The organism is Paenibacillus sp. FSL L8-0638, assembly GCF_038593075.1.
GTDB lineage: Bacteria > Bacillota > Bacilli > Paenibacillales > Paenibacillaceae > Paenibacillus > Paenibacillus polymyxa_D.
In genome coordinates this window covers 344,513-364,713 of sequence record NZ_CP151960.1, presented here as the reverse complement: position 1 = coordinate 364,713, position 20,201 = coordinate 344,513, and the positions used below count along the sequence as shown (strand labels likewise).

Annotated in this window: 19 protein-coding genes; 6 read left to right on the top strand and 13 right to left on the bottom strand. The window is 46.2% G+C overall.

Features of this window, described 5'->3' with window-relative positions; translation table 11 throughout:
• Positions 1-25: 25 nt before the first annotated feature.
• From MKY35_RS01555 to MKY35_RS01540, 4 genes are all read right to left on the bottom strand, one after another.
• Positions 26-808 carry a muscle M-line assembly protein unc-89 Uncoordinated protein 89 gene (locus MKY35_RS01555; protein ID WP_342445396.1) on the bottom strand — a complete coding sequence of 261 codons (783 nt, stop codon included), beginning with the start codon at positions 806-808 and terminating at the stop codon, positions 26-28.
• Positions 809-1,223: 415 nt separating this feature from the next.
• Entirely contained in the window at positions 1,224-2,078 is an 855-nt protein-coding gene (locus tag MKY35_RS01550) for a carbohydrate ABC transporter permease (RefSeq protein WP_069010182.1), read from the bottom strand.
• Between the two features lie 18 nt (positions 2,079-2,096).
• Entirely contained in the window at positions 2,097-2,981 is an 885-nt protein-coding gene (locus MKY35_RS01545) for a sugar ABC transporter permease (RefSeq protein WP_013308374.1), read from the bottom strand.
• A gap of 36 nt (positions 2,982-3,017) precedes the next feature.
• Positions 3,018-4,271, bottom strand: a complete 1,254-nt coding sequence (locus MKY35_RS01540) for a sugar ABC transporter substrate-binding protein (RefSeq protein WP_250242125.1) — start codon at positions 4,269-4,271, stop codon at positions 3,018-3,020.
• 601 nt (positions 4,272-4,872) lie between these two features.
• Here MKY35_RS01540 and MKY35_RS01535 point away from each other — a divergent pair.
• From MKY35_RS01535 to MKY35_RS01525, 3 genes are all read left to right on the top strand, one after another.
• Positions 4,873-7,035 carry a glycoside hydrolase family 3 N-terminal domain-containing protein gene (locus tag MKY35_RS01535; RefSeq protein WP_342446579.1) on the top strand — a complete coding sequence of 721 codons (2,163 nt, stop codon included), beginning with the start codon at positions 4,873-4,875 and terminating at the stop codon, positions 7,033-7,035.
• A gap of 25 nt (positions 7,036-7,060) precedes the next feature.
• Positions 7,061-10,501, top strand: a complete 3,441-nt coding sequence (locus MKY35_RS01530; protein WP_342445395.1) for a cellobiose phosphorylase — start codon at positions 7,061-7,063, stop codon at positions 10,499-10,501.
• 162 nt (positions 10,502-10,663) lie between these two features.
• On the top strand, positions 10,664-11,668 hold the full coding sequence (locus MKY35_RS01525) for a LacI family DNA-binding transcriptional regulator (RefSeq protein ID WP_342445394.1): 1,005 nt from the start codon (positions 10,664-10,666) through the stop codon (positions 11,666-11,668).
• A 93-nt stretch (positions 11,669-11,761) separates the two neighbouring features.
• On the opposite strand, the gene MKY35_RS01520 is transcribed toward MKY35_RS01525, so the two are convergent.
• The 6 genes from MKY35_RS01520 to MKY35_RS01495 form a co-directional block, all read right to left on the bottom strand.
• The gene (locus MKY35_RS01520; protein WP_342445393.1) at positions 11,762-12,439 is read right to left on the bottom strand and encodes a hypothetical protein; all 678 of its coding nucleotides are present in this window, start codon (positions 12,437-12,439) and stop codon (positions 11,762-11,764) included.
• Positions 12,440-12,532: 93 nt separating this feature from the next.
• Positions 12,533-13,753, bottom strand: a complete 1,221-nt coding sequence (locus MKY35_RS01515) for a nuclear transport factor 2 family protein (RefSeq protein WP_342445392.1) — start codon at positions 13,751-13,753, stop codon at positions 12,533-12,535.
• 334 nt (positions 13,754-14,087) lie between these two features.
• Positions 14,088-14,573 (bottom strand): CcdC protein domain-containing protein, encoded by a 486-nt coding sequence (locus tag MKY35_RS01510; RefSeq protein ID WP_342425536.1) that lies wholly within the window; start codon positions 14,571-14,573, stop codon positions 14,088-14,090.
• Between the two features lie 40 nt (positions 14,574-14,613).
• On the bottom strand, positions 14,614-15,381 hold the full coding sequence (locus MKY35_RS01505) for an ABC-2 transporter permease (RefSeq protein ID WP_342445391.1): 768 nt from the start codon (positions 15,379-15,381) through the stop codon (positions 14,614-14,616).
• Complete coding sequence (locus tag MKY35_RS01500; protein WP_069010117.1) at positions 15,378-16,091, bottom strand: ABC transporter ATP-binding protein; 714 nt, start codon at positions 16,089-16,091, stop codon at positions 15,378-15,380. The genes MKY35_RS01505 and MKY35_RS01500 overlap by 4 nt, the downstream gene beginning before the upstream one ends.
• Complete coding sequence (locus MKY35_RS01495) at positions 16,088-16,501, bottom strand: GntR family transcriptional regulator (RefSeq protein WP_029516855.1); 414 nt, start codon at positions 16,499-16,501, stop codon at positions 16,088-16,090. Before MKY35_RS01495 ends, MKY35_RS01500 begins: the two co-directional genes overlap by 4 nt.
• Positions 16,502-16,718: 217 nt before the next feature.
• Here MKY35_RS01495 and MKY35_RS01490 point away from each other — a divergent pair, with 217 nt between their 5' ends.
• On the top strand, positions 16,719-17,288 hold the full coding sequence (locus tag MKY35_RS01490; RefSeq protein WP_029516856.1) for a hypothetical protein: 570 nt from the start codon (positions 16,719-16,721) through the stop codon (positions 17,286-17,288).
• Between the two features lie 205 nt (positions 17,289-17,493).
• The gene (locus MKY35_RS01485; protein WP_342445390.1) at positions 17,494-18,039 is read left to right on the top strand and encodes a GNAT family N-acetyltransferase; all 546 of its coding nucleotides are present in this window, start codon (positions 17,494-17,496) and stop codon (positions 18,037-18,039) included.
• Between the two features lie 50 nt (positions 18,040-18,089).
• On the opposite strand, the gene MKY35_RS01480 is transcribed toward MKY35_RS01485, so the two are convergent.
• Complete coding sequence (locus tag MKY35_RS01480) at positions 18,090-18,422, bottom strand: hypothetical protein (protein WP_029516858.1); 333 nt, start codon at positions 18,420-18,422, stop codon at positions 18,090-18,092.
• Between the two features lie 187 nt (positions 18,423-18,609).
• Here MKY35_RS01480 and MKY35_RS01475 point away from each other — a divergent pair, with 187 nt between their 5' ends.
• Positions 18,610-19,431, top strand: coding sequence for an alpha/beta hydrolase (locus MKY35_RS01475; RefSeq protein WP_342445389.1), 822 nt, complete (start codon positions 18,610-18,612; stop codon positions 19,429-19,431).
• 105 nt (positions 19,432-19,536) lie between these two features.
• On the opposite strand, the gene MKY35_RS01470 is transcribed toward MKY35_RS01475, so the two are convergent.
• Positions 19,537-19,752, bottom strand: coding sequence for a cold-shock protein (locus tag MKY35_RS01470; protein WP_013308357.1), 216 nt, complete (start codon positions 19,750-19,752; stop codon positions 19,537-19,539).
• 131 nt (positions 19,753-19,883) lie between these two features.
• Positions 19,884-20,084 (bottom strand): cold-shock protein, encoded by a 201-nt coding sequence (locus tag MKY35_RS01465; RefSeq protein WP_007428290.1) that lies wholly within the window; start codon positions 20,082-20,084, stop codon positions 19,884-19,886.
• Positions 20,085-20,201 lie beyond the last annotated feature (117 nt).

The window sequence follows — 20,201 nt, the reverse complement described above, 5'->3', positions numbered from 1 at the left end:
CCGTACTATACACATAATAGCCCGATCAGACAGCAATGTTCACCTTCACACCTGCAGCCTTAACTTTGTCTTTAGCTGAGTCCATATAGGCATGGAGCTCTTGTTCAGTCCACCTCCTACCAACCTCTATACTTGCTTCCTTCTCATCCTTTGGTTCATCTCGATCTGTTATCGTAGGTTCCTTATTCACTGCTTCACTAATGCGCTCGTTGATGTTCAGGGTAATCTCCATAATTTTACCATCAAGGACTTCTGCCTTCTCACGTAAAGTAGCTGATCTTGCAGGATTAGTATTTTCCCAACCTTTAGCTTCGCTTTTCAACGTAATTTGTGCCATTTTATTGATTTTTGAATTCTTTAGCTCGTTGTTTGCTGACACAATACTATGCATCGTATATGTGATTAGACTTTGCTTTTGCTCCTCTGCAGTCTTGTGCGTATATTGTTCCTTTTTACCTTCCTGAGCTTCTCTTTTACTTTCCTCATCCATGCTAAAAGCTTTTTTTTGTTCTTCCATTAACTGTTTCTGAATGTTCTCGTCAATTTGTTGAATCTGCATATCTATCTTTTCCATTTCAGCTTTTACAGCCTCCGGACCGAGGCCACGTTTTAGAGCATTACTTATATAGTCCGAACGCCTCTCCATCAAATTTTGCTTTTGCTCTGTCAATTGTTGAATAACCTTGTTTTGCGGTTTACCTATACTCTTCCTTTCAGTCTGACTGGAAAGGGGATGCCGTGATTCAAGTGGGTTGTTATCTGCGATGCGGAACGGCGATTGCTGAGATGATGTAAATGATACATTCATCCTAAAACCTCCAATTCTTTTCTGATAAGTGATTCTAGAAATATATCGGTTTATTCTGTATGTTTTTTCATTATTTTCACAAATCTTTATTCTTTCTTGCTCCACTGCTAAGCAGTACGTTATCGTTTCGAATAAGCTGTCATATATAAGCAAATTATCTTACTTTTGTAGACAACTGTCTAAAGGCCAATGAGATTTCGACAGCTGATAATATAGGGGTTGGATATATTCACTACAGAAGATATATAACGAAACTTTTGATTATAGGACAAATAAGCCCTACTTCCATTAAGCAAGATGCTATACGTTCTTCAAAACAATTTTATCTAACACAACAAAACGGCGTAATCTCTTTGGTTTAAAACCAAGAAACTACGCCGTTACTATGTTCAGTCTATAGTTCGTCATTACACGATTACTTAATCCCCGAAATCGTATAGTTCTCAATAATATACTTTTGGAAAACAATGAAGATAATCATGATCGGAACGACCATGAAGGTCGAACCTGCCATTTGCAGGGCAAATTGGCTTTCGTTCTGTCCCTTAAGCAGTGACAGTCCGACGGACAAGGTGTACAGCTTCTCATCGTTCGCAATAATGAGTGGCCACAAGAAGCTGTTCCATCCGCCGATGAAGGTCAGGATGGCCTGTACTGCGATAATTGGCGTCGAAATGGGCAGCACAATTTGTAAAAAAGTGCGGAACTCCCCTGCTCCATCCAGACGTGTCGCCTCCAGCAGTTCTTCCGGGATATCGGACATGAACTGCCGGAACAGGAAGATCGCGAACGCGCCTACCAGTCCAGGCAGGACAATCCCTAGCATGGAATTGGTCAATCCCATCTGGTTCAGAATCAAATAGACGGGAATCATTGTCACTTGACCTGGAATCATCATCGTTGCCAGTACCAGATAGAACAGAAACCCTTTGCCTTTAAATTGAAATTTGGCAAAGCCATAACCCGCCATGGCATTCAGGAATAATCCGAAGAAGGAAGCTAAAACAATGATCAGCGTATTCGTCAGATAGGTTCCAAAAGCCATGCTATCGAATAGTAATTTAAAATTATCCAGTGTAAAATGCTGCGGCCAGATGGTCGGGGGAATTTGGGTTACCTCGCCCTCAGTCTTAAAGGAGGATAAAATCATCCACGCAAAAGGCAGCACCATCAACAGACCTCCCACGGTTAGGAGAGTCGCCACGAACCATTGAAATGTTTTTTCACCACTGCGCGTATTGGCGCGGGCTTGCTGAACAGCTGTTTTCACGTTCATCACCTCTCTCTATCAGGACTCCGCTTTATTTTGCAAACGGAACTGAATCAGCGTCACCGCAATGATTGCGAAGAACAGAATGAACGATCCCGCCGCGGCATACCCGAATTTACTAAATTGGAAGCCGTTATTGTAAATGAACAGGGATGCCGTCAGTGTGCCATCGAGCGGTTTCCCTTTGGTCATGACAAACGGTTCCTCGAAAAATTGCAGCCAGCCGATCATCGTCGTGATGGACACGAAGAAAATAGCGTAACGAAGCTGCGGAAGCGTAATATAACGAATTTGCTGCCATGTATTGGCACCGTCAAGCTGAGCCGCTTCATAATAAGAACCCGGAATCCCTTTAATAGCCGCAATAAAGATAATCATGTTTAAGCCGATGCCCCGCCAAACTGCTAACACAATTAACGAAACTTTCGCAACTGTTGGATCGGTCAACCATGGGACGGGACCTAAATTCATCAAACCAAGTACATAGTTGAATAATCCAAGCGTCGGATTATACAAGTAGCTCCAAACGACCGCGACCGCAACTACATTCGTTACGGACGGTAGATAGAACACGACGCGGAATACTTTGAAAGCACGTGATTTACCCATGTTAATCAGAATCGCGATGCTAAGCGAAAATATCAGCACCAACGGAACACCGATGATGACGAAGAACAGGGTATTACCAAGGGACTTTATAAAGGAAGGGTCCAATAGTACGTTTGTATAATTTTCGAGACCTATAAAGCGAATACTATCATAATTAACGAGTCCGGACAGATCCATATCCGTGAAGCTGATCACGAGCGCCAGTAGTATCGGCAACAGCGAAAACAGCGTCAACAGGATGATGGAGGGACCGATAAACAAGTATGGCGCAAGCTTCTGCGAGCTTCCTTTCATGCCTTCACTCCCTTTGACAATGGCGGATATGGATCATTATTTTTTCATAATACTTGCAGCCTGCTGATTAAAGTCATCCATTTCCTTCTGTACATCGGCATGACCGCGGTAAATACGCTCGAAGCTCTTGATAAATTGTTGAGAAACCTCTTCCCATGCAGCCAGTTGCGGCAATGCTGCGGAATGATCTAGCTGTTTGCGAATCGTCCGAAGCATCGGATCACTCTTCAGTTTGGCATCTTCCCACGATTTAGTAGTCGCAGGCAAGTTACTGGACAGATCCATCCATTTCAGCTGCGTTTCTGGTTTGCTCATGTAAGCCAGGAATTTGGCTGACTCCTCTGGATGCTTGCTGAATTTCATAATTGAAAGGTTGGCACCACCCAAAACGGACAGGTTGTTTACTTTTCCAGGAAGCTCCGCTATATTCCACTTACCTTCCAGTTCTGGTGCCTTGCTCTTGATTTCTTTAATCATGAAAGGACCGCTGATAAACATTGGAACGATCCCCTCGCCTTGCAAACCTTGAACGGAGTCAATTCCAATATCCACTGCGTTAGAGCCATTTTGGAAAAAGGTATTTACATACTTCACAGCATCTACAAACGGTGGTTGGTTGAACAGCGGATTGCCCTGCTCGTCAACCAGTTTGGAACCGTTCTGGAGAGCAAACATAAAGCCCATAGACTGCTCCTTTGCACTAAAGGAGATACCATATTTGCCTTTGCCCCGAGCCGCCAGCTTTTGGGCAGCATCGGAAAGCTCTTCCCACGTTTTAGGTGCTTCATTATATCCGACTTGTTTCAGCAGGTCAGAACGATAGAACAAAACTCTCGTTTCAGTGTACCAAGGCACACCGACGGGTTTTCCTTCAAATTTTGTCGTACCTACAGCACCTTCGAAGAAATTCTTCGATTCCAGCTCAGGATACTTGCTGATATAAGGGGTAATATCCGTCAATGCACCCGCAGACGCAAGTTCTGGAACCCATGATGTACCTAACTGAACCACGTCCGGACCGGATTTTGAAGCAACTGCTGTCAGCAGCTTATCGTGAGCGTTATCCCAAGGCAACGCCTGTACCTCAACATGAATATCCGGATTTTCCTTTTCAAAACCTTTCACAATTTCAGGCAACAGCTTTCCTTCCGCTCCCATACCCCATAAGGTGATGGTCGTCTTGCCATTCGCATCTTTGCCAGACGAATCATCCTTGGACGAGCAGCCCACCAGCGCGCCCCCCAGTAATAAGGTACTTGCCAAAATGATCCCTAACGTTCTTTTCATCATACGAATTCCTCCCGAGATGACCGGTTTACCGATCATGCAATATGATAACGGATTCAAATACGAGGACTTTGCAAAAATTCAATAAGCAACTTCCAATGAACATTATATAGAACGAAATGGTTTAGTTCGTCCATATATTGCACTTTGAAACGACAAGAATCGAATTTTGTAAAATCCTGATGCATGTAAATACCTAGCGATTAAAGCATACCGCTATAACACTTATGTTCAAAGCACAAGGACCATACCCCTCAATAGAAACGTTTCGATAGTCATTATAGAACAAATTGAAACCGTATTCAATAGAAATATTATTTTTTATTTGCTCAGAATACCGACTTTTTTTCATGAATATCATCTTTATTACGTTATTTAACCTATAGAAACGCCCTGAATTGGATTTGACTCTGTATTTGAAAGCGTATATAATCCAACTGAGTTCAATAATAGAAACGTTTCGATTAATAATACGACAGAACATTATGCTTCTATACTAGCTATTAGCCTGTTCAGCACTTTTTTGAATCATCTTTATCCAAAAAATCTCATGAATCTGAAAAAGAGAGCTGTCCACCAACAATACAGCTTATGGAGGATTATGATGGAACAACACCTGAATTCCTATTTAGAAAGCATGACGCTTGAAGAAAAAGTTGATCAACTGCTACAGCTTGTAGGTGCCTTCTTTGAAGAAGCGGGAACAGATAGTCAAATTACCGGCCCTATGGCTTCTCTTGGCATCACAGAAAAAAATGTCCATAACGTCGGTTCCGTGCTTGGCATCGCGGGGGCCAAGGAAGCAATTCGTGTTCAGCAGGCTCATTTGAGTAAAAACCGTCTGGGTATTCCGCTTTTAATTATGGCAGATATTGTACATGGCTTCAAAACGATTTTCCCTATACCGCTGGCTATTGGTTGCTCATGGGATATGCAGCTGGCAGAAGAGAGCGCTACCATTGCTGCCCGCGAGGCGGCTGTATCCGGTGTTCACGTCACATTCGCCCCTATGGTCGATCTGGTGCGTGACCCGCGCTGGGGCCGTGTGATGGAATCTACTGGGGAAGACCCTCATCTCAACAGTCAATTTGCCCGTGCGTTTGTGCGCGGATTTCAGGGTAAAGATCTGACGAACGATACCGACCGGGTGGCCGCATGCGTGAAGCATTTTGCCGCATATGGAGCTGGCGAAGGCGGACGGGATTACAACACTGTAGATGTATCCGCATGGCAGCTGCGAGAGTATTATCTTCCCTCCTATAAAGCTGCCTTAGATGAAGGCTGCGAAATGGTGATGACGTCCTTCAATACCGTAGAAGGCGTAGCCGCAACGGGCAATAAGCGCCTGATGCGTGATTTGCTTCGTGATGAATGGGGCTTTGATGGTGTACTCATCTCGGATTGGGCCGCCATCAAGGAGCTTATCCCTCACGGCATCGCCGAGGATGAGCGCGAGGCAGCGAAGAAAGCACTGCTGGCTGGCGTAGATATTGAAATGATGACCTCTTGCTATAACGGGCATCTGCCTGAGCTGGTTCGCAGTGGACAGCTGGATGAAACACTCATTGATGAAGCAGTAATGCGTATATTGAAGCTCAAGCAAAAGCTGGGCTTGTTCGAAAATCCGCTACGCGGCGCAGACCCTGAGCGTGAACGTGAAGTTGTGTTCTGTGAAGCTCACCGTACGGTTGCCAAAGAATTAGCTATTAAATCTTGCGTGTTGCTCAAAAATGATTCCGTTCTTCCATTGAATCGCAATCAACATATTGCGTTGATCGGGCCTTTTGCAGAGAGCGGTGATATCCTAGGGTCTTGGTCGTGGAGTGGCTCGCAGGAGGAAGCTATTCGCGTTGTTGACGGGTTCCAATCGAAAATATCCTCCTCGTTGCTCACGGTTGCGGCAGGTTGCTCTATCGACGATATAACTGAGGAGCAATATGCAGAAGCTCTGCAAGTTGCCAGCCAAGCAGAGGTTATCGTGTTGGCGCTTGGAGAGCGCTCGGATATGAGTGGTGAAGCAGGCAGCCGTTCCAATATTCGCCTGCCACAAGCCCAGTTGGAACTGGTGAAGCGCCTGAAGACGCTGAACAAGCCTATGGTAGCCGTATTATTTAATGGTCGTCCGTTGGATCTGCACGGTGTTATTGAAAAAGCAGACGCTGTACTGGAAGCCTGGTTCCCTGGTGGCGAAGGCGGCGCGGCGATTGCCGATTTGTTGTACGGTGATGCCGAACCTACGGGTCGCCTGACCATGTCATTCCCGCAATCGGTCGGACAGGTGCCCGTGTACTACAATCATTTTAATACGGGACGCCCGCAGTTAGATCCGAATACAAAAGAACGTTATGTGTCTCAATATCTAGACGTACCGAACGAACCTTTATTCCCGTTTGGCTATGGACTGAGTTATACCGATGTCGCTTATGATAGCGTACAGCTTTCCGGCGATACCCTTATACCTGGTCAGGAACTGACCGTGAAAGTGCAGGTAACGAACACAGGAACACGTCCAGTCGAAGAAACCGTCCAGTTCTATGTTCGTGATATCAGCGGTGATACAGTTCGTCCAATGAAAGAACTGAAAGATTTCTGCAAAGTCCTTCTTGCCCCAGGCGAAAGCCGGGAAGTGGAATTTGCATTGACCGAGCCTCAGCTGCGCTATCATCATGCAGATTTGAGCTTCAGCAGTGACAGCGGTGAATTTGCCGTCTTTACAGGACCTAACAGCCGAGATACCAGCGAAAGCCGTTTTCGGTTAGTGAAATAAACAAGAAAGTGAGGCGTTCCCTTTGATGAATACAAGTCTGGATCAAAATATTTTGCTGCGGGCCGGCGACCTGTCTTTTACCTTCTTGAGCAGCGGTGATGTGTATAAGATCGCCCATGGCTCAACGATGATCAACCAGCTTTTGACCAATTCAGTCGATGGTTCCCTGAACAATCTGTACTTGAGATTGTACCGTCCATCCGGTGTAATTATCACTCCCCTGCTTGGAGTTCGCTCACCGGGAGTAATTCGACAAACAGATCAGCAGATTATTTGGGAAGGTTTCACCGCTGGTGTAGGCTATCAGGTGACCTTCACGCTAAGCCGCCTGGGAGTATGGTTCTGGGATGTAACCCTACAGGGCGATGACGTGGAAGCAGATGTCGTGTACGGTCAGGATATCGGCATTGCCGATACCGCTGCTGTACGCAGTAATGAAGCTTATTTGTCTCAATATATTGACCACACCGTCTACCATAATGAACAAAGAGGCTATACCGTTTGCTCACGTCAAAACCAGCCTCAAAGTCAGACATTCCCATACATTCAACAAGGCTCGTTAACCCGCACTGTTGGTTACTCGACTGACGGTTTTCAGTTCTTTGGACTATCGTACAAGGAAACGAATGAGCCGGAAGCACTCCGTCGCGACTCGCTCGCCAATGAAGTATACCAATACGAATTCGCCTATACCGCATTGCAGTCCGAGCGAGTGGAACTTGCCGGGGAAGCTCGCTTTACTTTTTACGGTCTGTTCCAGCCCAATCATCCAGCCGCAGTGACAAAGCTGGAGTATCAGGAACTGGTGACAAAGGCACGCGACGAAGTAACTTCCGTTCTAGCAGACACCTCTGAGACCAGCATACCGACACACGCGGCAAGTGATCTTCAGGCAGGGCGTGTGGCTCCAGCTCAAACCATCGGTGAGCCGCTGCGTACGCTGGACTTCACCGATGCCGAAGTGAATCAACTTTTCCCCAAACGGCAGGAAGAAGAACGGGATGGCAATAAACTCCTTTCCTTTTTCACGGACAGCTATGAGCATGTTGTACTCAAATCCAAAGAGCTTCGTGTAGAGCGTCCCCACGGGCACATTTTAATGGGCGGGCATTACTCAGGAGGTAAGGAAGAAACCATTACAACCACCTCCTATATGTACGGGGTGTTCAATTCCCAGCTCGTAATCGGCAATACGAATTTCAACAAAATGATTACCAACGCGCGTAATGCGCTCAATATTCCCAAGACATCCGGTCAGCGCATTTATGTCGGAATCCAAGGGAAATACCGCCTGCTCACGATGCCTTCCCTGTTCGAGATTGGCTTTAATTATGTGCGCTGGTACTACAAAACGGCTGACGATACATTCATTATTACAAACTATACGAATGCCGATAGCCCAGAAGTACGGCTTCACATGCGTGCGGCAAGTGGCAAAACCTATCCGTTCCTCATCACTCAGCAAATGTCTATGCATGTGAACGAATATGAGCTTCCGTTTCATATGGAACGTGAAGGCGACGCCCTACTCTTCCGGGCAGACTCTGCTTCCCTGAGTGCCGAAGCCTATCCCGACCTGCTGTACCGAATGCACATAGAAGACGCTCCATTACAGCATGTGAGCGACGCTCACGCACTGCTACAGGGTAATGCTTCCCCTGATGCATCTCTGGTTGTGCTAGAGCTGGGTGACAGCAGCGAATGGACCTGCACCGTGCAGGGTTGGCTGAATGGACTTACAGCCGGGCAAGAATCAGCGCACAAAGAGCGTCACGCTTCCTTTGAAGATGTACGCGAGCACTATCGGGCATATTTTGCCGAGCTTATGAACGGTTTCCATCTATCGCTGGGTCAACATGAAACAAGCGAGCTGTTCCGTGTGAACGCAGTGGCTTGGTGGTACACCCATAATATGCTCGTTCACTATTCTGTACCTCACGGTCTGGAGCAATACGGCGGTGCAGCCTGGGGAACACGCGATGTGTGTCAGGGGCCTGTGGAATATTTCTCAGCTGTGCAAAAGTTCGATGAGGTTCGTTCCATTCTGCTGACTGTTTTCAGCCATCAGTACGAGGACAGCGGAAACTGGCCGCAATGGTTTATGTTTGACAACTATACTCACGTGCAGCAAGAAGAAAGCCATGGGGATATTATCGTCTGGCCGCTCAAGGTACTGGGCGATTATTTGACCGCTACCCGTGATTACAGTATTCTGGAAGAAAATGTACCTTACACCCATCGACATACTTTCGATTATACCAAGCAGACCGCGACTCTCATGGAACATGCCCTGAAGGAAATCGAATACATTCGAGATAATTTCCTGCATGATACGTATTTGTCGGCCTATGGCGACGGCGATTGGGACGATACCCTCCAGCCAGCCAATGCACAGCTGAAGCAATACATGGCGAGCAGCTGGACGGTTGCACTCACCTACCAAGTTATTAGTAACTTTGCTGCAGCTTTGGAGCAGGCCCCCGCGGGTGTAGTAAGCGAAGCCGACAAGATTGCACAAGATCTACATCAGATGGCCAATGGCATCCGTAAAGACTTTAACCGCTACATGCTGGAGAGCGGAATTATTCCGGGCTTCGTGTATATGGAAGAGCCCGGTCAACCTAAGCTGATGCTCCATCCGTCTGACACTGAGACGGGAATCCATTACCGCTTGCTGCCGATGACACGCAGCATGATCAGCCAGCTGCTCACGCCTGAGCAAGCATTGGCTCATGAGCAACTCATCCGTGAGCAGTTCCTCTGCCCGGATGGTGTGCGTCTGATGAACCGTCCTGCACAGTATGATGGCGGTGTGAGCTCGCACTTCAAGCGCGCAGAGCAAGCGGCCAACTTTGGACGTGAGGTCGGACTGCAATATGTGCATGCCCATATCCGCTTTGCGGAAGCGATGGCCAAGTTGGGACGCAAGGATGACGCTTGGCATAGCTTGAAGCTCATCAATCCGGTCGGCATCCGTGCGTCCGTACCGAATGCCGAATGGCGCCAAAGCAACGCCTATTTCAGTAGCTCGGACGGTAAATTTAATACCCGCTATGAAGCACAGGAACGGTTTGGTGAACTGCGTGAAGGAGCCGTACCCGTCAAAGGCGGTTGGAGAATCTATTCCAGCGGTCCGGGAATCTATATGAATCAGCTGATATCGAATGTCCTTGGTGTTCGTCAGTCAGGCGAAGACCTGATCCTGGACCCTGTGCTGCCGGATCATCTCGACGGATTGGAATTTAAGTTTTCCTTTGCAGGGAAACCGATCACCTTCGTCTACCGCATGCTGCAAGAGCATACTGGCGGTGAGCAAGGCCGTACAGTATTGAACGGAACACCACTGGAAAGCGTGCCAGCCGATGATAATCGCTACCGCTCCGGTGCCTTGCGCATCAAACGCGAGATTTTCGAGCAAGCCTTAGCAGAACATGACGGTGTACACCGTCTGGAAATTATTTTATAAAGCATTTTTAATGCTAAATCTGGTATAGGCAACAAAGGGATGGCGATCTTGCGGGATCGCCCTTTGCTGCTTATGTGTAGGACTACGACATTTGGAATAGATATGTGGTTAATAATGAATATACAATAGCAATGATAAGACGGACGACAAGGAGGTGACGATGTGGTCAGCATTAAAGATATCGCCAAGCAGGCGGGCGTTTCCATATCTACCGTTTCATATGCCTTGAATGGTAGCGATAAGGTAACAGAAGAAACTTGCGCACGTATTTTAGCCATTGCCAAAGAGCTTAACTATGTGCCCAATGCCGCCGCACGTAATCTCAAGAAAAGGCAGACCAAAATTATTGGCGTTTTCCTAACTGATTTTCGTGGAGACGTTTATGGAGATTTACTGTACGGCATCAAGGAAATTTTGAACCGCAAGGGTTATGATCTCATCGTATGTAGCGGTAAGCAGTCTCACCGAATGCTGCCGGAACGCATGATTGACGGCGCCATTGTGCTGGATCAGACGTTTGAAAGTCAGGAGCTACTGAACTACGCCGAGCGAGGACATAAAGTTGTCGTGTTGGACCGTGAACTGAATCATCCTAACATTAACCAGGTGCTGCTGGATAACAAAGCAGGCGCCGCTCTCGCCATAGAACATCTATTGGAATTGGGGCACCGTAGGCTATATGTGGTTACCGGACCAGAAGGTTCTTACGATTCATGGCAACGAATGCAGGCGGTCAAGCAGACCATTGAGCGTAGCGGCGTCGCTGAAATGATTGAAATTTACGGCGATTTTGAGAAATCGGGCGGCGAACAGGCGGCTGAAATCATTTTGCAGCAACAAGTTGGCCCGGGTTTGGAACCTGTAGCCGTATTTTGCCTCAATGATGAAATGGCAGTGGGCTTTTACAATCGAATGGCTCAGTCAGAGCTGACGATTGGCAAGGATATTCATATCGTCGGCTTTGATAATATCGAGCTGGCGCAATATATTCAGCCCCGTCTGACAACGATTGACTACTCCAAACGTAAATGGGGCGCTGTAGCTGCCGAACAAGTTCTCAAAATCATTGCCGGGGAAGACGTGGAGCATGAACGTTTATACGTTACGCTTGTCCAAAGAGAATCAGCAGGCGCAGCATTCATCACCCAAGATCAACAGAATCTGTGATGAGCAACGCAGAAGTAACCTGCTCGCCGACCTCCAAAAAAAGAACTTCCACAGTCCCAGTACACGGGTTGGAAGTTCTTTTGGTTATACTTTTTAACCTAACAAATCCTCAATTGAATTCGACAACGACCGTAAGGGATTACCAACCGTTTGCCCCGTCTCCAGCTCCACTTGTAACGCAGCATCAACCATAGACAACTGTGCTACAGCCAGCCCTCTGCTTGGATCAGCCTCCCTTAGCTCATACAGCGAACGAACCAGCAGTTCCTTATACTCGTCTTCACGTCCCTGCATAATCAATTCAAAAGCGTCCTCCACCACCTTGACCTCTATCAAAGGAGAGATATCCGGTTTGCCTAACAGAGCAGCCGTATGATAAAGACGCTTCATCGTTCCCTCTACAGTAGCCGGATTCGTGAATACCAAGGTCCGTGGCAGCAAATCATCGCATATCTCATGAAAAAAGGGCTCATCCAGCGCAATTACTGGTGTAGACAGGGGCAATTGAGCCTTTTCTGCCAAAACAATATAATTCGTGCACGTTATCAAAATAACGTCTATGTCGCTTTGAGCAATCCATCTCAGTTGCTCTTCTACCTTGCGACTGGCATCGTCCGCAGAAAAATGCGGGTCTGACGAGATCCGGCGCATAAGCCCAGGGTCCACAAAATGTATCAGCTCCACCTCATAAGAAGCCAAAGCTCGTTCCACATAGGCTATGTTCGAGTGATGTGCATGCAGGCAGCCCACACGTTGCTTCAAGCCTTCCATCGTCCAACCTCCTGTTATAAGTTTGCATCATTTTAACAGGAAGAGGACGATTAGGAAAGCATGCCAATCAGGCCTTACTCCAAACGCACTTTTTTAAAACTTGCCGTTTGTATTTTTCCACTCTGTTTTAGCTGGAACCTCCTGAACTACGTCCCAATGTTCCGCTACCTTGCCGTTCTCTACCCGGAACAGATCATAGACAGCGGCTGAAGTTCCCTTAGGCGAGGTCAACTCACTCACAACCAGCACGAAGTTGCCTTCTCCAATGACCATGTGAACCTGATCATATCCAAAGGAAGCTCCTTGGCTTCCCGCTGCGGAAAATGCTTGCTTCAAATTGGATACACCGTCACCAAAAAGAGGGTTATGCTGAATGTACTGATCACCATTATAATAACTTTCCAATGCAGCACGATTTTTGCCAACCAGGACATCATCCACAAACTTGCGGATTAACGCTTTGTTGGTCTCAGTTTGGTTGAGATCCGCGATTTGTATTGCTCCATCAATCATGGTGTGTCCGCTTGGATTGGCTGGAGCCGAGTCCTGCACGTTGTCCCAATGCTCAACAATTTTACCATTGCTATCGAAGCGGAAAATATCAAAAGCAATGCTTGTTTTCCCTGCGATGGACTTTTTATAATGTACTGCTACATCATTGCCATCCTGAATAACCCGCTGGATTTCAACAAGCACATTGGTTCCCTTTGATTGGCTAATCCCTTGCAAAAAGGCATCTCTCCCGCTAGCAAAGCTCGGATTATGCTGAATGTACTGATCCTTGCTGATCCAAGCTTCAGCTGCTTTCGTATCGCCCGTTTCAAAGCTCTTCAGAATCTCTACAACCTTATCCTTATTGCTCACCCCGATTTGCAAGGTCTGGCTGGCCGGGTCCCAAATCACTTGCTTGCCCCACGCTTCTTTGACGACATCAACCGGTACATAGGTTACCCCTTGCTTGGTCAAGATGGTCGAGGTGGACAGTGGCACTTTAATCCCGTTGATTTGCGCTTCCGGACTGCCAGACACCAGTACAACCGTCGCCTGATCATATCGGATGGTCGTGCTTTGTCGCGCCGTATTGAATGTAATATGCTTGGCATCCAACGGAATTCCCAAACTGGAGGCCAATTGTCTCAGGGGAATTAAGACCTGCTTATTTCTCACGATAGGTGCAATTTTGTAAGCCTCCTTCTTGCCATCTACCCAAACCTGAATACCCGTAGCAGGTTTTACCTCGGCCGCTAAAACCGGTACAGCAGAAGACAGAACAAGCAAACCAGCGAGTGCAGCAGTAACCGTATGTTTTTTCATGAATGTAAGCCCCTCTCAACCTGTAAAATAGAATATGAATACAATTCCTTTTTATGTAACTAATAAAGTTACACCTAATCACGAAAAAGCAATTTTTCCCCGCATACCTAACTTTAAACCCCATTTAAATCTTTTGAAACCTCAATAACCCCCCTTTCAAAATTTATATTTGTACTGCTACAATGCAAGCCACAAGCCTTAGAATAAAGGATATGGGGAGCAATAACAATGTGTGATAACTTGCTAATGCCGAAACTCAAAAAAAAGCGGCTCCTATCGCCAAGCGAATGGACGCTTTTTGAATAGTAAGCCGCTGTTAACCCCACTGCTATTGTTATACGGATAACGTTCTCCGAAACTTGATAAAGCTCCCGATTCGCCAGATTGAGATATACACCAACGCCATCGTAATTGCCAGCATGCTAATTTCGGACGTACCCAAACTACTAAGGTACTGGGTCAAAACAACGCGAATCAGGATAATAGCGATAATAATATATTTAAAATATTGGTTCGGCTTGGGATAAATCAGACCGTCAGACCGTCTTTCATACGCTGTATGCAGCAAAATAACATAGCCAAACAGAGCCCCTAATAGCCCGGCAGCCAGCAGTTCCCAAAAGGCGGGGGGCGCGTACGTTTGACCGGGAATATGCATTAATTGGTACACAGACATCATCATAAGCGGGAATGCGATAAACAAGGGGAGCAGAATCCGGATTCCGTTTCCTTTTACCGGTCCCCTTCGTCTCTTGGTTCTTAACCAGATCATCAGCCCCACCAGAACAGCCACCAATGCATATATAAATATCGTCGTCATGGTGAAACTCCTTCCTCATAGATCCTATAGATACGCTAGCCTAAATCGACAGTTTCTTCTCCAGTAGATAAGCGCTCAAGCGGATTAATATATACGCAGCAATCCAACTGATCAACACCGCAACCGGGAAATGCCAGGTAAAAGAAAACCACTGTCCTGTCTGAGCATGATCAAACTGCTCATAAAGCCCATGATCGCCCGACCAATAAAAGACACTCCCGCCACCCATCAAAAGAATCCACAGTATCGGGCTAAGCGGCCGCAAGGTACTGTATTTGGTACTGGCAGTCAGAAGGCCCAGCGCAATAACAAAAGGTGTGAAAGCGATAATCATCACAAACCAGTTCAATCCAGCTACAATAAAGGACGCTGCATCCGCGAGCGTATAAGGCTGTATCGTTGATGAGATGAACAATGCGTACAGAGAACCCACCACAAACAGGAACAATATCACGACAATGGTTTGTAAAATAGCCGCAATCCATTTGGCGCTAATCAGCCATATGCGCGGATAGGGAAGGGTCAGCCACCATCCGTAGGTGTCATTTTCCCATTCTCGTCTCAAACTTCCCACACCCATGAAAATGATCATGTACGGCAAGCCCAGGGTCACATACCACAGCCTTGTCAATTCCAGTTGGTTGTGAAGCGCGAAGTACAAGGAAATAGCGAACGCCGCAATGAGAAATAGTGAGAAATACACAAGTCTCCACGATCTCGGTAGTCGATTGCGGCTCTGTTTTCTCCAGCTTCCTTTATTTCGAAATTCATGGCGTATTAAATCTTTGAACAGCCCTGATGAATTCACGCCTTCCACTCCTTTTTGTACAAATTGCGGAACACCTGATTCAGCGAGCCATGCTCTGCACGCAGATCATCCGAATCACCAGACCATAGGATCCGTCCGCGGCCCATCATGACCGTGTAGTCAAACAAGCCTTCCACTTCCTGAATATCATGCGTGCTAATGAGTATAGATTGCTGCCGACCCTCCAAATAATCAATAATCCCGGCCACAATCGCCTCTCTGGAGAGGACATCAATACCTGCGAACGGTTCATCCAGAATCATGAGTGGAACCTCACGTGCCAAACATAAAATCAGTAGCACACGCGCCTCCTGTCCGCGACTCAACCCAGCCATTTTCAACTCCAACTCCACGTCCATATGATCAGCAAGTTTATAGGCATCTTTTATATTGAAGCCAGGCAAAAAGGACTTCCCCCATTCCAGCGTCTGCTGAACTGTATGATTAGGGTACCAGCGTGCCCGGTCAGGAAGATAGGATATATCCCGGTTGGTTTCCCAACCAGGCTGTCGGCCCAACACCTGAAGCTCGCCCCCATCTGGCTGAATCAATCCAGTGATCGCTCGAAAGAAGCTGGACTTCCCACAGCCATTGGGTCCAAGCACGCCTACTATGCGTCCTGCCGGAATGACAACATCCAATTGATCCAACGCTTTTTTACTGCCATATTGCTTCACCAGATGATTCGCAACCACAACAGACTCCGTCATGCCTTATCGCCTCCTTCCTTCTCATTTCCGTCCTGTTTGCTTCGTATATACTGCTGAACATCTCCCCAGGATAGTCCCAGGCTGCTCATCTGTCCGAGAAACTGATCTATATACGTCATAGCCAGTTGTTCCCGAAAGCTGGCAATCCGCTCACTGGATGACGTAACATAAGTGCCTAGACCACGCCGTTTCTCAGTCAATCCGTCCCGCTCCAGCTCCTGATACGCTCGCATCACGGTATTCGGATTCATGCGTAATTCCTGCGCCAGATCACGAACAGACGGCATTTTGCTTCCCATTTCGATCTCCCCTTTAGCAATGGAGCTTCGTACTTGATTTAATATTTGTTCATATAATGGCTGGCTAAAGTCAATTAAAAATCGGAACGAGCCAACCCGTTGTTCTTCCATGGGTGTTTCCCCCTAATCGGCTGAATCTTTCGTGCCTGTAGTGTATTATATCACTTAATACACATAATACAAGTACTCTATTAGCCAAAATGTCAGTTAGTCACGCTCTCCAAATTCATTCAGTAAATGCTCAGCTTGCACTCAGATAGCATTCAAGTTGATCCCTTATGATGTACCACGTACCAAACACCCCATTACTGAAAGGTGGAAAATGAAGATGAAGAGCACCAAAAAAGCAATTTTAGCTGGAACGATGGCGTTAGCATTTTTAGGAGGCGGAGCACTGTACTCCACAAGCGCAGCTCATGCTGCTTCCACTACACCTGAGAAGGCTCCCCTTGCAGACAAAGCACAGGCACCTAAGGGTAACCCAGGCGATGCTAACGGCCCTAAAATCGCAGGAGGAAACTATGCTGAGAACAAAGCTCTCCTAAAATTATTAAAATTATCCTCCAGTCAATTGGATACACAGCTGAAAGCAGGTAAATCCCTTGCTACAATCGCCAAAGCACAAGGCGTAAGTGTAAATTCTGTTATTGATGTGATGGTTTCGGATATGAAAGCGAAACTGGCTACGGAAAAACAAAACGGCAAAATTACAGCAACCGAATATAACCAACGCGTCTCTAATCTAAAACAAATGATGACAGACATGGTGAATGGCGTGAAACCATCCAAGCCACCAGTAGATGGCGGTAAAGCGGATGCAGGTAAAACTCCTGCTCAAGGAGATGCCAAGGCTCCTGCTAAAACCAATGCAGCTAAAGCCTCTACTAAGCAGAAATAGCTACAGCTCCCGTTTGGGCACATCCACTCATGTATAATAAATCTCCGTCCGGCTTCCCTGTACGGATAGAGACGACAATAAGCCTGTCCCCTGCTGCGATACAACAGAAGGAGACAGGCTTATTTATCATGTAAATAAGATAATATGGTAGACTAACATGATCCAGAATTCATTTTTCACTCTAATCCATAAAAAGGAGAATGTAATGAAAATAAATCAACAGGAATTTGATGTGCAAGGAATGCGCTATACGGTCAGATCTGCCATGATTCAAGATGCGAAGAATTTGTCTGAAATCCGCTTGCTGATTGATGGAGAGACTGAAAATTTAGACAGAGAGAAGGGAGAAGCATTTATAAGTACATCCGGTTTTGAACAGCTCATCGAAACGGATACAGAGAATAACAGAAACCTATTTTTAGTTGCAGTAGTTCATGATAAAATCGTCGGATTTTCAAGATGTGAGGGCCATGTTCTGACCAGATTCTCTCATAAAGTTGAATTCGGCGTATGTGTATTAAAGGATTTTTGGAGTTACGGGATCGGGACGAATCTTTTAAAAAAATCTATTTCCTGGGCTGAATCCAATGGCATCAAGAAAATGACTCTACAAGTTTTGGAAACGAATGATAAAGCCATTGAGCTTTATAAAAAACATGGTTTTGAAATCGAAGGGTTATTAAAAAACGATAAGGTTCTTTCAGATGGCAAATACTACAACACCATTATCATGGGGAGATTTCATAAATAAAAAAAGACCCTGTTCAACAGGATCTTTCATCTTCGTATCAATCACTTACCCTAGTAGCGATAATCATCATAAGGATTGCGATTACGATACTGATCACGCGGCTGCTGAGCTGCGGTAATCATCAAAAATATGCCTGAGAGCAAATGCATCAACCAGCCCACAATCGGAATCCATCCAATAACCGAGGTCACGATCCCTAAAATAGATCCATAATAAGACTCTCTATTCGTCACCGATAGTACCAACGTAACAATGTGGAAAATCAGCATAAAGAACAATATAGTATACGCGGAATTTACGACGAGTAGCCCGCCCAAAACGGGAATAGCTAAAAATAGCTCCAATCCACCTGTAATCCATTTTAATGTTTTTGATGGTGTCATTGTTCCACTCTCCCGATGCTGTTTCATTCCATAATTATATCCTATCCCTATACAGGATGACATACATTTTTTAACATACTATATGCTTATATCGTGACAGTCCCATCCCTTTCTCGAATGAGCTAAGCCCTGGCTACATATATGTGAGAGAGAACGAAATTCCGTGATTTCTAAAGGGGTGAACACGATGGGATATTATATTGAGGTGGAACGCGGCGTGAAGCTGTATGTCGAGGATATTGGAGAAGGCATCCCTGTTCTGATGGTGCACGGCTGGCCGCTGGATCACCGAATGTACGAATACCAGGCCGCCTTGTTGCCTGCTTACGGGTATCGCTGTATTCAGGTCGACCTTAGGGGGTTCGGCAAGTCTGATCGACCATGGCATGGATACAATTATGATCGATTGGCAGACGATCTGCTGGCTGTGATGCAGGCACTTCAGTTAAACCAGGTACGGCTGATCGGGTTTTCCATGGGGGGAGCTGTGGTTACACGCTACATGAGCAGACACCGGGGATTTGGCGTCAGTCAGTTGATCCTGATCGGAGCAGCTACGCCTCGATTCACCCCAACCAGCGACTTTCCTTATGGTACTCCTGTCACAGAGGTAGATAAACTCATCAAACAAGCCTATACAGATCGTCCACAACTGGTAACTTCTTTTGGCGAAATGTTGTTTGCTAATCCCGTCAGCCAGAGCTTACGCGACTGGTTACGTGACCAGGGCTTTGCGGCAACAGTTCATAGCATGGCTTGTACTTTGTACTCACTACGTGACTCTGATTTGCGCCCTGATTTGCCATGTATACACGTGCCCACCTGGATTCTACACGGCAAGCTGGATCGGGTCTGTCCTTTCCCCCTGGCTGTCCAAACTCAAAAAGGAATTGCCGGATCAAGACTTATTCCTTTCGAACGAAGCGGCCACGGTGTGTTTTACGAAGCGCTACCCGAATTTAACTCTATCTTACTGAGCATACTAGCCCCATCCTCTACACATAATTGAAAACCTGTTCATCCTTATGTATAATTTATATTTATAAAAAACAAAAAAGACGCCTCAGCGCCGTTAATGGCTATGGGGCATCTTTCACTACAAACATTTATCCGCTTAGGATTGTTTGGTATGGTTGAAGCTCGTATTATTTAAAACAGCCAGCTTTTTCTCGCCCTTCACCATGGCAGAACCGCAAATGGGGCATGTCGGCTCGACAGAAAAAGCGAAGTTATCTCGCATCCAGCCGTTACATGTATCGCTGGCGCAATTCCAGACAGTTGTAATTTCCTCAGGAATCTCATCCATTGGCTTTTTCCGTGAATTGTACATAAACATCCCTCTTTCTTCATGATTTATAAAGCGATAAGATGTAATCAGTTCAAAAACGGTCTTATGAACAGATAAAAACAAATGCCCCAAACGCTATGTTCGGGGCATCTGAAGTAGGCTGTAATTTAAAATTACAGTTTTACAACGTTCTCAGCTTGTGGTCCACGGTTTCCTTCAACTACGTTGAATTCTACGCGTTGGCCTTCGTCCAAAGATTTGAAACCTTCGCCTTGGATTGCGGAGAAATGTACGAATACGTCGCTTCCACCTTCAACCTCGATGAAACCGAAACCTTTTTCTGCGTTAAACCATTTAACTGTACCTGTTTGCATGGAATTACCTCCAAAATGTATTTATATGACCTTTATTTTTTACAAATAAAAATTCACATATTGCACAAGGTTATTTCAACCTAAAACAATAGCCCTCTACAATATGCGAATCTCAGG

Coding starts and splice junctions, on each gene's coding strand:
- MKY35_RS01555 (WP_342445396.1), bottom strand. CDS start 808: ATGAATGTATCATTTACATCATCTCAGCAATCGCCGTTCCGCATCGCA.
- MKY35_RS01545 (WP_013308374.1), bottom strand. CDS start 2,981: ATGAAAGGAAGCTCGCAGAAGCTTGCGCCATACTTGTTTATCGGTCCC.
- MKY35_RS01540 (WP_250242125.1), bottom strand. CDS start 4,271: ATGATGAAAAGAACGTTAGGGATCATTTTGGCAAGTACCTTATTACTG.
- MKY35_RS01535 (WP_342446579.1), top strand. CDS start 4,873: ATGGAACAACACCTGAATTCCTATTTAGAAAGCATGACGCTTGAAGAA.
- MKY35_RS01530 (WP_342445395.1), top strand. CDS start 7,061: ATGAATACAAGTCTGGATCAAAATATTTTGCTGCGGGCCGGCGACCTG.
- MKY35_RS01520 (WP_342445393.1), bottom strand. CDS start 12,439: ATGGAAGGCTTGAAGCAACGTGTGGGCTGCCTGCATGCACATCACTCG.
- MKY35_RS01515 (WP_342445392.1), bottom strand. CDS start 13,753: ATGAAAAAACATACGGTTACTGCTGCACTCGCTGGTTTGCTTGTTCTG.
- MKY35_RS01510 (WP_342425536.1), bottom strand. CDS start 14,573: ATGACGACGATATTTATATATGCATTGGTGGCTGTTCTGGTGGGGCTG.
- MKY35_RS01500 (WP_069010117.1), bottom strand. CDS start 16,091: ATGACGGAGTCTGTTGTGGTTGCGAATCATCTGGTGAAGCAATATGGC.
- MKY35_RS01495 (WP_029516855.1), bottom strand. CDS start 16,501: ATGGAAGAACAACGGGTTGGCTCGTTCCGATTTTTAATTGACTTTAGC.
- MKY35_RS01490 (WP_029516856.1), top strand. CDS start 16,719: ATGAAGAGCACCAAAAAAGCAATTTTAGCTGGAACGATGGCGTTAGCA.
- MKY35_RS01485 (WP_342445390.1), top strand. CDS start 17,494: ATGAAAATAAATCAACAGGAATTTGATGTGCAAGGAATGCGCTATACG.
- MKY35_RS01480 (WP_029516858.1), bottom strand. CDS start 18,422: ATGACACCATCAAAAACATTAAAATGGATTACAGGTGGATTGGAGCTA.
- MKY35_RS01475 (WP_342445389.1), top strand. CDS start 18,610: ATGGGATATTATATTGAGGTGGAACGCGGCGTGAAGCTGTATGTCGAG.
- MKY35_RS01470 (WP_013308357.1), bottom strand. CDS start 19,752: ATGTACAATTCACGGAAAAAGCCAATGGATGAGATTCCTGAGGAAATT.
- MKY35_RS01465 (WP_007428290.1), bottom strand. CDS start 20,084: ATGCAAACAGGTACAGTTAAATGGTTTAACGCAGAAAAAGGTTTCGGT.